Consider the following 14,163-nt stretch of genomic DNA (forward strand, 5'->3'; position numbering starts at 1 on the left):
TTCAGGAAACCTTGTTGCAACTCAGAAATTTAACAATATAGGTATATTTGCAATTACTTTAGGTTAAATTATCTTCGCTCAAATTGCACGTCATTCTTGCGATTCCGAAGCTGTCACGCGTAGCCCTCGGCGCACACACGCCAATTCCGGGCCAGCGGAACGATTTACGCTAAACTGGACCCCTGTTTCATCGAGGCGTAGCCTCTCTTTCAACACAGCACTCCATGCAGAAAAAAGTATTCATCAAGACCTTCGGCTGCCAGATGAACGAATACGATTCGGACAAGATGGCGGATGTCCTCGGCGTATCCGATGGACTGGTCCGCACCGATTCGCCCGAAGATGCCGACGTCATCCTGCTGAACACCTGTTCAGTGCGCGAAAAAGCGCAAGAGAAAGTGTTTTCCGACCTGGGGCGCTTCAAGGCGCTCAAGCGCGCCAAACCGGAACTGGTGATCGGTGTCGGCGGCTGCGTTGCCTCGCAGGAAGGGGAAGCCATCGTCAAGCGCGCGCCGCATGTGGACGTGGTATTCGGCCCGCAGACCCTGCACCGCCTGCCGCAGATGATCCGCGAGCGGCGCGCCAGCGGAGCGGCCCAGGTCGACATCAGCTTCCCGGAAATCGAAAAGTTCGACCACCTGCCCCCAAGCAAGGTGGAAGGTCCGGTGGCCTACGTGTCGATCATGGAAGGCTGCAGTAAATATTGCAGCTACTGTGTCGTGCCCTATACCCGCGGCGAGGAAGTCTCGCGTCCCTTCGACGACGTGCTGACCGAGTGCGCCGGCCTGGCCGCCCAGGGCGTGCGCGAAATCATGTTGCTGGGCCAGAACGTGAACGCCTACCGCGGCGCAATGGCGGGCGGCGAGACGGCCGACTTTGCCCTGCTGCTGGAATATATAGCGGACCTCCCCGGCATTGCGCGCCTGCGCTACGTCACCAGCCATCCGAAGGAATTCACCCAGCGCCTGATCGATGCCTATGCCCGCATCCCGCAGCTGGTCAACCACATCTACCTGCCGGTGCAGCACGGTTCCGACCGCGTGCTCGGCGCCATGAAGCGCGGCTACACGGCGCTCGAATACAAGTCGATCATCCGCCGCATCCGCGCGGTGCGCCCGGAGATGGCCTTCTCGTCCGACTTCATCGTCGGCTTCCCCGGCGAAACCGAGGCCGACTTCGAGGCCATGATGAAGCTGGTGCAGGACGTCGGCTTCGACAACAGCTTCAGCTTCATCTTCAGCAAGCGCCCGGGCACGCCGGCGGCCAGCCTGGAAGACGATACCCCGCACGAGACCAAGCTGGCGCGCCTTCAGCGCCTGCAGGCCCTGATCGACGCGAATACCTGCAAATACAGTGCGGCCATGGTCGGCAGCGTGCAGCGCGTGCTGGTCGAGGGCGTGTCGAAAAAAGATCCCGCCCAGCTGCAGGGGCGTACCGAAAACAACCGCGTGGTGAACTTCGCCCCGGACGCGAGCGGGCTGGCCCTCGTGGGCCAGCTGGTCGATGTCCACATCCTGGCCAGCCACGACTACTTCCTTCGCGGCGAACTCGTCGCCAACCTCGATACGATTGCCAAAGCCAGTTGAAGAACACACCTACCCAGCCCTCGTATTTCATTCCCGAGCCGCTCGACAACAACCGGCTTGCCCACCTGTGCGGTCCGCTCGACGAGAACCTGCGCCAGATCTCGGCCGCGCTTGACGTCACCATCTTCCGCCGCGGCGAGAAGTTCATCGTCAGCGGCAGCAACGCCACCCGCGCGGTGGAGCTGCTGGAACGCTTCTATGCGGTGGCCAACAAGGTCGTGCCGATCGAGGAGGTGCAGCTGGCCCTGGTCGAACAGCGTTCCGGCCTGAAGCCGCGCATTCCCGGCGAAGCCGAACCTGCAGCCCCTGGCGCGGCGCCAGCGCAGGATGCCGCCGCTCCGGCGAGCGAGGAAGCGCCTTCCGACCTGGTCAGCCCCACCCTGAAAACCCGCCGCAGTGACCTGCGCGGCCGCACCCCGCACCAGATTCAGTACCTGAAGGCGGTGCTCGAGCACGACATCAGCTTCGGCGTCGGCCCGGCCGGTACCGGCAAGACCTACCTTGCCGTGGCCTGCGCGGTCGATGCGCTGGAACGCGACGCGGTCAAGCGCATCATCCTGACCCGCCCGGCGGTGGAAGCGGGCGAACGGCTCGGCTTCCTGCCCGGCGACCTGAGCCAGAAGGTCGATCCTTACCTGCGCCCGCTGTACGACGCGCTGTACGACCTGCTCGGCTTCGACCGCACCCAGAAGCTGTTCGAGAAGCAGGTGATCGAAATCGCCCCGCTGGCCTACATGCGCGGGCGCACCCTGAACCACGCCTTCGTGATCCTGGACGAAGCCCAGAACACGACGGTCGAGCAAATGAAGATGTTCCTGACCCGGATCGGCTTCGGCAGCAAGGCCGTGATCACCGGCGACGTCACGCAGGTCGACCTGCACAAGTCGCAGCGTTCGGGCCTGGTGGACGCGATCCACGTGCTGAAGAACGTGCGCGGGATCGCCTTTACCCATTTCGCGAGCGAAGACGTGGTGCGCCACCCGGTGGTGGCGCGCATCATCGACGCCTACGAGAAGCATTCCTCGATCGAGGACCTGGCCGCTTTACCCAAACCTACCCCTGTGAAAAATGCAAGAAAAAAAACATAAGCTCGACCTGGAAGTCCAGTACCCCGACACCCGCCTCGAGCAGGAGATCACCGCGCAGATGCTGCAGCGCTGGGTGGAAGCCGCCCTGCTCGGCCCGGCCGAACTGTCGATCCGATTCGTCGATGCCGGGGAAGGCCAGGCGCTCAACCGCCAGTACCGCGGCAAGGACTACGCCACCAACGTGCTGACCTTCGCCTACAACGAAGGCGAGGACCTGGGCGAGGACGATCCGACCCAGGCCGACATCATCCTGTGCACCGACGTGCTGATGCGCGAGGCGCAGGAGCAGGGCAAGACGGTCGAGGAGCACGCGGCCCACCTGGTGGTACATGGCGTGCTGCACGCCCAGGGCTACGACCACGAGCACGACGAGGAAGCCGAGGAGATGGAGCAGTTCGAGCGCGACATCATGGAAGTGCTCGGCTATCCGGACCCGTATTCGGAATGATGCCGCGGGTGGGCGGCTGCGTCGTCCACCCTGCTAACATCACCCAAAATTGGGCCATCTGCCCTTTTCGTGTATCCTATACCCATCGTAACAACGGCTTCACGCCAACTATGCCCGAGTATCCCAGTGACGTCCGATCGGACGCCAAACCCCACCGGTCGCTGTTCGAACGGCTGACCGCACTCATCTCCCCCGAGCCTGAAAACCGCGCAGAACTGCTCGAAGTCCTGCACGAAGCCCACGAACGCAAGCTGATCGATGCCGACGCACTCTCGATGATCGAGGGCGTGTTCCAGGTATCCGACCTGTCGGTGCGCGACATCATGGTGCCGCGTTCGCAAATGGACGTGATCGACATCACCGACCCGATCGAGCATTGGCTGCCGATCGTGCTCGAGACCCAGCACTCGCGTTTCCCCGCCATCGAAGGCGAGCGCGACAAGGTAGTCGGCATCCTGCTGGCCAAGGACCTGCTGCGCTACTACGCCGAGGAATCCTTCGACGTGCGCAAGATGCTGCGCCCGGCGATCTTCATTCCCGAATCGAAGCGCCTGAACGTGCTGCTGCGCGACTTCCGCGCCAACCACAACCACATGGCCATCGTCGTCGACGAGTACAGCGGCGTGGCCGGCCTGATCACCATCGAGGATGTGCTCGAGCAGATCGTCGGCGACATCGACGACGAATACGACGTCGACGAGGACGAGGACAACGTCCTGTCGATCAAGGAAGGCCAGCTGGGGCCCCGCTGGCGCGTCAAGGCCCTGACCGAGATCGAGCAGTTCAACGAAGAAATCGGCGCCGACCTGCCGGAAGACGACGCCGACACCGTCGGCGGCCTGGTCGCCAGCCACCTCGGGCGCATGCCGCACAAGGGCGAAGTGTTCGACCTGCAGAACCTGCGCTTCGAAGTGCTGCGCGCCGACGCGCGCCAGATCCACGTCCTGCTGGTCGAGAAGCTGCCATTCGCTGAAGACGACCACGACTGATGCTGCGCCGCCGTACCCAGCCCGGTTCGCCGGACCGCAGCACCGCTCCCGATCCCACGTTGCGCGGCACCAGGCCTTCCCCGCAGGCCCTGGTCCTGATGGCGCTGGCAGGCGCCAGCAGCCTGCTGTCCTTCCAGCCCTTCGGCTGGTGGCCGGTGCAGTTCCTGGCCCTCGCCTACTTCTTCTACCAGGTCGGCATGGGTACATCGCGCCGCCGCGGCGTGTGGCTCGGCTGGGCCTTCGGCTTCGGCTGGTCGGTGGCCGGCATGCACTGGCTCTACATCGCAGTCACCCGCTTCGGCGGCCTGCCCGCCATTCTCGGCGCCATCGCGATCGCCCTGCTCGGCCTGTACATGGGCCTGTTCGGCGCCCTTGCCGGCGGCGTCGCCAGCTGGCTGCGCCGCAAGTGGTCGCTGCCGGTATCCGCCTTCGTGCTGCTGGTGCTGCCCGTGACCTGGGGCGTGTCGGAATGGATGCGCGGCTGGGTGTTTACCGGTTTTCCGTGGGCGGCGTCGGGCTATGCCCACAACGTCTCGCCCCTTGGCGGCTATGCGCCCATCCTTGGCGTGTATGGCGTCGGCGTGCTGGCGGCCGTGTGCGCCGGCTGTATCGTGATGCTGACCCAGCGCGCGCGCTGGCCGTCCCTGGACCTGTTGACGGTGGTGATGGTGGTGGGCTTCAGCCTGAAGCAGGTCGCCTGGACCCAGGAAGTCGGCCAGCCGCTGAGCGTGCGCCTGCTGCAGGGTGATGTGAGGCAGGACCAGAAATTCGACATGGCCTACCTGGTCGACATTATCAGCCGCTACCAGGGCATGATCACGGCCGCGCCGGCGGACCTGATCGCCACGCCGGAAACCGCGATTCCCGTCACGCCGCAGCAGTTGCCGCCCGAGTACCTGGCCGGCATGCGCAGCTTCGCCGCGCAGACCGGCAGCCACCTGATGATCGGCATCCCGACCGCGGACAGCGCGACGCAGTATTCGAACAGCGTGATCGCCTTCGGCCCAGGCAGCGCCAGGGACCCGCAGCCTTACCGCTACGACAAGCACCACCTGGTGCCCTTCGGCGAATTCATCCCGCCGGGCTTCCGCTGGTTCACCGACCTGATGCACATCCCACTGGGCGACCAGACCCGCGGCCCGGCCCTGCAGGCGCCCTTCGCGGTCAAGGACCAGCTGGTGCTGCCCAACATCTGCTACGAGGACGCCTTCGGCGAAGAGATCGCGGCCCAGCTGCGCAATGCGCCGCGTCCGGCGACCCTGCTGCTGAACGTGTCGAACCTGGCCTGGTACGGCGACTCGGTGGCGATCCCGCAGCACCTGCAGATCTCGCAGATGCGCGCCATCGAAACCGGCCGCCCGATGCTGCGCTCGACCAACAACGGCGCCACCGCCGTGATCGACGGCCGCGGCAAAGTCGTGAAGCGCCTGCCCTTCTACGAGCGCGGCGTGCTAACGGCTACCGTGCGCGGGACCGAAGGCATGACCCCGTACATCCGCTTCGGTAACGCTGCGTTCCTGCTGCTCGGCGGACTGATGCTGGTCGGCGCATGGCTGGCCGGCCGCCGCTATCAAAATAACAGCGCCAATTCCAACGGCTGAGTTGAATCGATCCCAGAGGGCCGTGAAAATTCAGTAGAATTGGTCATTTGGCAAATTTACTGTGACCGCGGCGACGAGCGCCGCGGCACCCCACATGTTGCTCACATTCCGATGCTCACATTCCAACAAATTATCCTGACCCTGCAGACCTATTGGGACAAGCAGGGCTGCGCACTGCTGCAGCCGTACGACATGGAAGTCGGCGCAGGCACCTTCCACACCGGCACCTTCCTGCGTGCGATCGGTCCGGAGCCGTGGCGCGCCGCCTACGTGCAGCCTTCACGCCGCCCGAAGGACGGCCGCTATGGCGAGAACCCGAACCGCCTGCAGCACTACTACCAGTACCAGGTGGTGCTGAAACCGGCGCCGGAAAACATCCTCGACCTTTACCTCGGTTCGCTCGAGGCGCTGGGCCTGGACCTGAAGAAGAACGACGTGCGCTTCGTGGAAGACGACTGGGAAAGCCCGACCCTGGGCGCCTGGGGCCTGGGCTGGGAAGTCTGGCTGAACGGCATGGAAGTCACCCAGTTCACCTACTTCCAGCAGGTCGGCGGCCTCGATTGCAAGCCGGTGCTGGGTGAGATCACCTACGGCATCGAGCGCCTGGCGATGTACCTGCAGGGCGTCGAGAACGTGTACGACCTGGTGTGGACCGAGTGGGAAGAAAACGGGGCGGCCGGCGCTCCGGTCAAGAAGACCCTGTCCTACGGCGACGTGTTCCACCAGAACGAAGTCGAGCAGTCGACCTACAACTTCGAGCACGCCAACACCGAACTGCTGTTCCAGGCCTTCAGCAACCACGAAGCCGAAGCCAAGCGCCTGGTCGAACTGCAGCTCACGCTGCCGGCCTACGAGCAGATCATGAAGGCTTCGCACAGCTTCAACATGCTGGACGCGCGCGGCGCCATCTCGGTGACCGAACGCGCCGCCTACATCGGCCGCGTGCGCACGCTGTCGCGCCTGGTGGCCCAGGCTTACTACGACTCGCGCGAGAAGCTCGGCTTCCCGATGCTGCCAGGTGCAGACAAAGCCGCAGCCTGAGCCCACGGAACAGATAAGAACAGACCATGAACCAGACTCTCCTCGTCGAAATCCAGACCGAAGAACTGCCGCCGAAAGCGCTCGTCAAACTCGGCACGGCATTCGCCAATGGCATCGCGGGCGGCCTGAAGGCGCGCGACTTCCTTGAAGCGGACAGCGTGGCCACGGCCCATGCCACCCCGCGCCGCCTCGCGGTCACGATCACCAACGTACGCGGCACCTCGCCCGACAAATCCATCCGCGAGAAGGTGCTGCCGGTGGCGGTCGCGCTGGACAAGGACGGCAACCCGAGCGCACCGCTGGCCAAGAAGCTGGCCGCGCTGGGCTTCCCGGGCCTAGAGATCGGCGACCTCGAACGCGCCCAGGATGGCAAGGCCGAATCCTTCTTCTACACCTATACCGCAGCGGGAAGCGCGCTGGCCGGCGCCCTGCAGGATGTCCTGCAGGAGACCGTGGCCAAGCTGCCGATCCCGAAGCTCATGAGCTACCAGCGCCCGGATGGCGCCACCGTGCAGTTCGTGCGCCCGGTGCACCTCCTCACCGCCCTGCATGGCGAACAGCTGCTGCCGCTCTCGCTGCTGGGGCTGGAAGCCGGCCGCCACACCATGGGCCACCGCTTCCTGTCGCACGGCCAGGCCATCGCGATCCCGCATGCCGACCAGTACGCGCAGGTGCTGGAAAGCGAAGGCAAGGTGCTGGCGTCAACCGCAGCGCGCAAGGAAAGCATCCGCCAGCAGTTGCTGGAAAAGGCCGGCGCCGACCAGGTCCTGATGCCGGAAGCGCTGCTCGATGAAGTGGCCGCGCTGGTCGAATGGCCGGTGGTCTACGAATGCCGCTTCGAGGACGAATTCCTGGCCGTACCGCAGGAATGCCTGATCCTCACCATGCAGACCAACCAGAAATACTTCGCGCTGACCGATGCCTCGGGCAAGCTGCGCTCGCGCTTCCTGATCGTGTCGAACATCGCCACCGACGACCCGGCGGCCATCGTCGGCGGCAACGAGCGCGTGGTGCGCCCGCGCCTGTCGGACGCCAAGTTCTTCTTCGAGCAGGACAAGAAGAAGACGCTGGAATCGCGCCTGCCGCAACTGTCGAACGTGGTCTACCACAACAAGCTGGGCACCCAGCTCGAACGCACCGAGCGCGTGACCAGGCTGGCGACGGCAATCGCCACGCGCCTCGGCTTCGACGTGGCGCTGGCCGAACGCGGCGCGCACCTGGCCAAGGCCGACCTGCTGACCGACATGGTGGGCGAGTTCCCCGAGCTGCAGGGCATCATGGGCACGTATTACGCGCGCCACGATGGCGAGCACGATGAAGTGGCCAAGGCCGCTTCCGAACACTACCAGCCGCGCTTCGCCGGCGACCTTCTCCCCTCGACCAACACCGGCCTGGCAGTGGCGCTGGCCGACAAGCTGGAAACCCTGGTCGGCATCTGGGCCATCGGCCTGCAGCCGACCGGCGAGAAGGACCCGTTCGCGCTGCGCCGCCACGCCCTGGGCGTGATGCGCATGCTGGTCGAGAAGCGCCTGCCGCTGTCGCTGTCGGAACTGCTGGGCGATGCCGTGGCGGTGTTCGAAGGCCAGGCCGCCAAGGTCAAGGAAATGCGGGATCCGAGCGTGGAAGTGAAGGACTTCATGCTCGACCGCCTGCGCGGCATGCTGCGCGAGCGCGGCTTCTCGCCGAACGAGGTCGAGGCCGTGCTGGCCCAGAACCCGGACCGCGTCGACGACGTCGTCCAGCGCCTGGAAGCGGTGCAGGCCTTCGCCGCCCTGCCGGAATCGGGTTCGCTGGCCGCCGCCAACAAGCGCATCACCAACATCCTCAAGAAGAACGAGGATGCGATGCCGGCCGACGCCTCGGTCAGGCAGGAGCTGCTGGTCGAGCCGGCCGAGAAGAACCTGGCCGCCAAGATGACCTCCCTCGAGGGCGACGTCACCAGCGCGTTCGAGAAGAGCGACTTCACCGGCGCCCTCAAGACCCTGGCGCTGATGAAGGACGAAGTCGACGCCTTCTTCAACGACGTGATGGTGATGGCCGACGACATCAATCTGCGCAACAACCGCCTGGCGCTGCTGTCGCAGCTGCACGGCATGATGAACCGCGTCGCCGACATCTCGAAACTGGCTGCATAAGCGTAAGGTAGTAGTTCCATGAAACTCATCATCCTCGACCGGGATGGGGTCATCAACCACGATTCGCCGGACTTCATCAAGTCGCCGGCGGAGTGGATCCCCATTCCCGGCTCGCTGGAAGCGATCGCCCGCCTGAACCAGGCGGGCTACCGGGTCGTGATCGCCTCGAACCAGTCGGGCATCGCGCGCGAACTGTTCGACATCACGACCCTGAACGCGATCCACCAGAAACTGCACGCCAGCGCCCAGCTGGTGGGCGCCGACATCGACGCCATCTTCTTCTGCCCGCACGCGGCCAGCGACAACTGCGACTGCCGCAAGCCCAAGGCCGGCATGTTCGAGGAGATCAGCAAGCGCTTCAAGCTGAGCCTGAAGGGCGTGCCCACCGTGGGCGATTCGCTGCGCGACCTGCAGGCCGGGTTCAAGATGGGCTGCACGCCCTACCTGGTCCTGACCGGCAAGGGCGAAAAGACCCACGCGACCGGCGGCCTGCCGCCCGGTACCCAGGTCTTCCCCGACCTGGCCAGCATGGTGAACGCCTTCCTCAAGGCCGCGGCACAGCGGCCCGAGTAAACACCGATCCAAACCTAGACCACTGTCCGGAGCCCCTTTGCGACAATTCAGCCTGTTCCTGCGTTCCCTGCTCTTCACGATCGTGATGGTCGTGGCCACCGTGGTGTGGGCCTGCGTCTGCTTCCTGGCCGCGCCCCTGCCCTACAACAAGCGCTTCTGGGTGACCTCGCGCTGGAATGTCTTCATCATCTGGTGTGCGAAGGTGATCTGCGGGATCCGTTACCAGTTCAAGGGCTACGAGAACCTGCCGGACGCACCAGCCATCGTCCTGTCGAAGCACCAGTCGGCCTGGGAAACCATCTTCCTGCTGCCGAACCTGACCCGCCCGCTGGTATTCGTGTTCAAGAAGGAAATCCTGTACATCCCCTTCTTCGGCTGGGCCATGGGCCTGCTGCGCATGATCCCGATCGACCGCAAGCAGGGCAAGCACGCATTCGGCCACGTGGTCCGGCACGGCAAGCGCCGCCTGGCGGACGGCCAGTGGATCATCATGTTCCCCGAGGGGACCCGCATCCCAGTAGGCCAGGCGGGCAAGTACAAGAGCGGCGGCACGCGCCTGGCGATCGAAACCGGTGCCGTGGTGGTGCCGATCGCGCATAATTCAGGCGAGTGCTGGCCGAAGAACTCGTTCATCAAGCGCCCGGGCCTGGTGACCGTTTCGATCGGCAAGCCGATTTCGCCGCAGGACCACACCCCCGACAGCATGATGCAAGAGGTCGAAAATTGGATAGAATCCGAAATGCGCGTTATCTCGCCCCACGTCTACAAAGGTGGCTGAGCGACGTCAGCGCCCAGATCAGGCAGTCGCAGGCACCGCACACCATGCGTTCGGCCAAGGTCGATGGGCAGCAGCTGGAGCTGTTTGCCCAGGAATTCTTCGCGGCGCTCAAGCCCTCCGATAAGCCGGCCGCGCCGGCGCAGCCGCTGTTCAAGGCGCCGCCTCCGGCGCCGCGCCACCTCATCCCCACGCCGCCTGTCGCCAGCGGCGATGCGCCCCTCAAGCGCATCGTGCTCGGCCCCCATACCGTCGACTATGCCCTGCGCCGCTCGGCGCGCCGCTCGATCGGCTTCATGATCGACGACGACGGCCTGCGCGTGACCGCGCCGCGCCGCTGCACCCAGGCCGACATCGACAGCGCGATCCGCGCCAAGCAGCGCTGGATCCTGTCCAAGCTGCTCGAACGGGGCGAACGGCGCGCCAACCGGCAGCAGTGCCCGCCCCTCGAGTGGAAGGACGGCGCGCGCCTGCCCTACCTGGGCGGCGAGATCACGCTGCGCCTCGAAGACGCGGCGCGCAGCCACTGCCAGTTCGACACCGCCGGCGGCGAACTGTGGATCGGGGTGGTACCGGGGCTGTCGGAATGGCAGCTCAAGGAACGCGTCAAGCTGTGGTTCCAGGCCGAGGCCAAGCGCCTGTTCCGCGAGCGGCTGGATTTCTTCGCCCCGCAGCTGGGGGTGCGCTACGCGGCCTTCGGCCTGTCCTCGGCCGGCACGCGCTGGGGCTCCTGCACCAGTGCCGGGAGCATCCGCCTGAGCTGGCGCCTGATCCACTATGCGCCGGCGCTGGTGGACTACGTGGTGGTGCACGAGCTGGCGCACCTGCGCGAGATGAACCATAGCCCGCGCTTCTGGGCGGCGGTGGGCGAGGTGTATCCGGACTACGATGGGGCGCGGCTGGCGCTCAAGAAGCGGGCGCAGGAGATGCCCGTACTGTTCGCGGAATGATCGCGGGCTCGCGGGGTGCACGGCAAGGCCGTGCGCCCTACAGCAGCGCGTCGCGCCGGGCGGCGGCCAGTTCCTTCATCGCGCCGCGCTGCGCGTCCGACAGGGCCCGGTAGGGAATCGGCAGCGTGCCGCGCTTGAGCACCATCATGAAGCCGCGCGTGTAGGTGCGCACGCCGATCACGTCTTCCCAGCCGATCAGGGTCACGCCGCCGCTGGTGCGCACGATGCCGTGCTGGTCGATCGTGAATTCGTAGGTGCGCCGGCCGCGCCCCAGCATGACGAAATGCAGGGCCGCGCTCAGGGTGCTTTTCAGGCGCAGGTAGAGACTGGCGGGCCAGCGGATGCGGCGCCGGCGGATCAGGAAGCCGGCATGGTCCCACATGAAGCTGAGGTACTCGCCCAGCGTATAGCGGACGAAGAAATGCAGTCCGGATAATGGTACCGGTGGTATCGGTGGTATCGGAGAAACAGGGGCTGTGGCGGGATCGGCGTTCGCCGCTGCGTCGACCGGGCCGTCATGGGTGGGCAACTGCAGCGCATCGTCGACACCGGCGCCATGCTGGGCCAGCATCGCCAGCGGCTGTTCGCTTCCCACTCCATTGCTTCGCGGCCTCGGGTGATTAAACGACAACATTGCGCATCCCCTGTAATGATCCGAGCTCGAACCGGAATGGTAACAAAAGCTACCCGATAAGTCGCCGCAGCAGTTCAAGCGTGCGCAGGGTGGCGCCGCGGTGGCGCCCTGCGAAGGCCAGCGCATGCGCGCCCATCGCGGCGCGCGCCGCGCCGTCCGCGAGCAGGCCCAGGGCCGCCGCGGCCAGGGCGTCGGCATCGGCCACGCGCACGGCGGCACCGGCGCGCACCGCTTCCTCGCTGGCGTCGGCGAAATTGAAGGTGTGCTCGCCCAGCAGCACCGGCTTGCCGAGCGCGCAGGCCTCGATCAGGTTCTGGCCGCCGAGCGGCATCAGGCTGCCGCCGATGAAGGCGCAATCGCAGGCGGCGTAATAGGCGAACATTTCGCCCATCGAGTCGCCCAGCAGCACCTCGGCCGCGCCGATGCCGCCGATCCCCCCGCCCTCCAGGGCCGAACGGCGCGCCACCCGCAGGCCGCGCGCCGCCGCCAGTTTTTCCACCTCGTCGAAGCGCTGCGGATGACGCGGCACCAGCGCCAGCAGCGCATCGGCCGGCTTGCCGGATGCGCGCTGCCAGGCATCGAGCACCAGTGCCTCCTCGCCCTCGCGCGTGCTGGCGCACAGGAACAGGGGGCGGCCGCCGCATTGCGCGCGCAGCCAGGCACCCTTGTCCAGCGCCGCCTGCGGCGGGACCACGTCGAACTTGATGCTGCCGGTGACCTCGACCCGGGGCGCGCCGAGCGAGCGGATGCGGGTGGCGTCGGCCTCGGTCTGGGCCGCCACCAGGCCGATGGCGCCGGCGGCCTCCCCCATCAGCGCGCCCATCCTGCGGCCGCGCCGCAGCGAGCGTTCCGACAGGCGCGCGTTCACCAGGGCCACCGGCACCCCGGCCCTGGCGCAGCCGGCGATCAGGTTCGGCCATACCTCCGTCTCCATCAGGATGCACAGGCGCGGCCGCCAGCGGCGCAGGAAGCGCCCGACCATGAAGCCGGTGTCGTAGGGCAGGTAGGATTGCAGCACCCGTTCGCCATGGCGGCCGAACAGGGCCTTGCCGGTGGCGCGGCCGGTCGGCGTCATGTGGGTGAGCAGGATGCGGGCCTCGGGGTAGGCTGCCAGCAGGGCCTCGACCAGGGGTTCGGCGGCGCGGGTCTCGCCCACCGATACGGCATGTACCCAGAGCGTCATGCGCGCCGGCGCGGCCTGCACCGCCGCTGGCCCCGCGCCGCCCAGGCGTTCGGTCCAGTGGGCGCGGTAGCCGGGCTCGCGGCGCCCGCGCCACCACAGGCGGGCCAGCACCAGCGGCATGGCCAGCCACCAGGCCAGCGAATACAGCCAGCGCGTCAAGGCCGGGCCTCCGCCGCGCCCTCCAGCAGGCCGCGCGCGGCGGCGATCACCTCGGTAGCGGAGGGCGGCGCACCGAGGTCGCCCAGGTTGACGATCCGGTCCGACCAGTTGCCTTCGGTCTTCCACTTCGGCGAGTCGCAGTAGATCTCGACGGTCGGGCGCAGGAAGGCGGCCGCGATGTGGGTCAGGCCGGTATCGACGCCGACCGCCAGGCGCGCATGCTGGGCCAGCGCCACCGCATCCATCATCGACAGCTGCGGCAGCACGCGCGCGTTCGGCAGGCCGGCCGCCAGCAGCTCGGCTTCCTGCCGCTCCTGGGGCGAGCCCCAGGGCAGCAGCACCGTCAGCGGCGCCAGCGCCTGCCCCAGCGCGATCCAGTCCGCGCGCGGCCACTTCTTGGCCGCGCGCGCGGTGCCGTGGAAGAACACGGCATAGTCCTGGGCCGGCAGGAAGTCCGGCCGCGCGGCCGCCTGCGGCGCCGGCAGCCCGAAGTCGGGTGCGCTGTCGACCTGGTAGCCGAGGGCCGCCGCGGCCACCAGGCGCCCGCGCGCCACCGCATGGGTGCGCGGGTTGAGCGGAATGCTGTGGGTATGGAAGATGCGCGAGATGCCTTCGTAGCCGGAACCTTCGCTGCCGTTGGCCAGGCCCACCTTGCGCCCGCCGCGACGGGTACGGGCGGCGCCCATGATGATGCCGGTCTTGAGCAGGCCCTGGGTGTCGAACACGATGTCGTATTCTTCCTCGCGCAAGGTAGAGAAGAAGGCCTTGATCTCGGCCCGCGTCTCGGCCTTGCCCAGGCTCTTGCGCCAGCGCCGCAGCGCCCACGGGATGATCTTGCGCACGCGCGGATTCAGGCGCACCAGGCTGGTATAGCCCTCTTCCACCACCCAGTCGATGGTGGCGCCCGGATGCTGGCGCAGCAGGTCGGCCACCATCGGCAGGTTGTGCAGCACGTCGCCCAGCGAGGACACGCGCACCAAGAGGATCTTCACCGTGCGGTC

Annotated in this window: 13 protein-coding genes; 10 read left to right on the top strand and 3 right to left on the bottom strand. The window is 66.5% G+C overall.

Annotated elements, in window-relative coordinates:
- Positions 1-224: 224 nt before the first annotated feature.
- The 10 genes from miaB to LCI23_RS11270 all read left to right on the top strand — a co-directional run bounded on the left by miaB (position 225) and on the right by LCI23_RS11270 (position 11,186).
- Positions 225-1,586, top strand: a complete 1,362-nt coding sequence (gene miaB / locus LCI23_RS11225; protein WP_224946550.1) for a tRNA (N6-isopentenyl adenosine(37)-C2)-methylthiotransferase MiaB — start codon at positions 225-227, stop codon at positions 1,584-1,586.
- On the top strand, positions 1,583-2,674 hold the full coding sequence (locus LCI23_RS11230) for a PhoH family protein (protein WP_224946551.1): 1,092 nt from the start codon (positions 1,583-1,585) through the stop codon (positions 2,672-2,674). Before miaB ends, LCI23_RS11230 begins: the two co-directional genes overlap by 4 nt.
- Positions 2,655-3,122: an rRNA maturation RNase YbeY gene (ybeY, locus tag LCI23_RS11235; protein WP_224946552.1), complete on the top strand. Its 468-nt coding sequence runs from the start codon at positions 2,655-2,657 to the stop codon at positions 3,120-3,122. The genes LCI23_RS11230 and ybeY overlap by 20 nt, the downstream gene beginning before the upstream one ends.
- A 110-nt stretch (positions 3,123-3,232) precedes the next feature.
- Positions 3,233-4,111 carry an HlyC/CorC family transporter gene (locus LCI23_RS11240; protein ID WP_224946553.1) on the top strand — a complete coding sequence of 293 codons (879 nt, stop codon included), beginning with the start codon at positions 3,233-3,235 and terminating at the stop codon, positions 4,109-4,111.
- The gene (gene lnt / locus LCI23_RS11245; protein WP_224946554.1) at positions 4,111-5,712 is read left to right on the top strand and encodes an apolipoprotein N-acyltransferase; all 1,602 of its coding nucleotides are present in this window, start codon (positions 4,111-4,113) and stop codon (positions 5,710-5,712) included. The genes LCI23_RS11240 and lnt overlap by 1 nt, the downstream gene beginning before the upstream one ends.
- Before the next feature lie 111 nt (positions 5,713-5,823).
- Complete coding sequence (gene glyQ, locus LCI23_RS11250) at positions 5,824-6,753, top strand: glycine--tRNA ligase subunit alpha (RefSeq protein ID WP_224946555.1); 930 nt, start codon at positions 5,824-5,826, stop codon at positions 6,751-6,753.
- Between the two features lie 26 nt (positions 6,754-6,779).
- Positions 6,780-8,888 (top strand): glycine--tRNA ligase subunit beta, encoded by a 2,109-nt coding sequence (glyS, locus tag LCI23_RS11255; RefSeq protein WP_224946556.1) that lies wholly within the window; start codon positions 6,780-6,782, stop codon positions 8,886-8,888.
- An 18-nt stretch (positions 8,889-8,906) separates the two neighbouring features.
- The gene (gene gmhB, locus LCI23_RS11260) at positions 8,907-9,461 is read left to right on the top strand and encodes a D-glycero-beta-D-manno-heptose 1,7-bisphosphate 7-phosphatase (RefSeq protein WP_224946557.1); all 555 of its coding nucleotides are present in this window, start codon (positions 8,907-8,909) and stop codon (positions 9,459-9,461) included.
- 37 nt (positions 9,462-9,498) lie between these two features.
- Positions 9,499-10,239, top strand: coding sequence for a 1-acyl-sn-glycerol-3-phosphate acyltransferase (locus LCI23_RS11265; protein ID WP_224946558.1), 741 nt, complete (start codon positions 9,499-9,501; stop codon positions 10,237-10,239).
- A 44-nt stretch (positions 10,240-10,283) separates the two neighbouring features.
- Positions 10,284-11,186, top strand: coding sequence for a M48 family metallopeptidase (locus LCI23_RS11270; RefSeq protein ID WP_224946559.1), 903 nt, complete (start codon positions 10,284-10,286; stop codon positions 11,184-11,186).
- 37 nt (positions 11,187-11,223) lie between these two features.
- Here the strand turns inward: LCI23_RS11270 and LCI23_RS11275 are convergent, their stop codons facing one another.
- The 3 genes from LCI23_RS11275 to waaC all read right to left on the bottom strand — a co-directional run bounded on the left by LCI23_RS11275 (position 11,224) and on the right by waaC (position 14,154).
- Complete coding sequence (locus LCI23_RS11275) at positions 11,224-11,781, bottom strand: YcxB family protein (protein ID WP_224946560.1); 558 nt, start codon at positions 11,779-11,781, stop codon at positions 11,224-11,226.
- A gap of 88 nt (positions 11,782-11,869) precedes the next feature.
- Positions 11,870-13,162 (bottom strand): lipid IV(A) 3-deoxy-D-manno-octulosonic acid transferase, encoded by a 1,293-nt coding sequence (gene waaA / locus LCI23_RS11280; RefSeq protein WP_224946561.1) that lies wholly within the window; start codon positions 13,160-13,162, stop codon positions 11,870-11,872.
- The gene (waaC, locus tag LCI23_RS11285) at positions 13,159-14,154 is read right to left on the bottom strand and encodes a lipopolysaccharide heptosyltransferase I (RefSeq protein ID WP_224946562.1); all 996 of its coding nucleotides are present in this window, start codon (positions 14,152-14,154) and stop codon (positions 13,159-13,161) included. Before waaC ends, waaA begins: the two co-directional genes overlap by 4 nt.
- Between the last annotated feature and the right edge of the window lie 9 nt (positions 14,155-14,163).

The organism is Massilia sp. MS-15 (assembly GCF_020176695.1).
GTDB classification, from domain to species: Bacteria; Pseudomonadota; Gammaproteobacteria; order Burkholderiales; family Burkholderiaceae_D; genus Telluria; species Telluria hydrophila.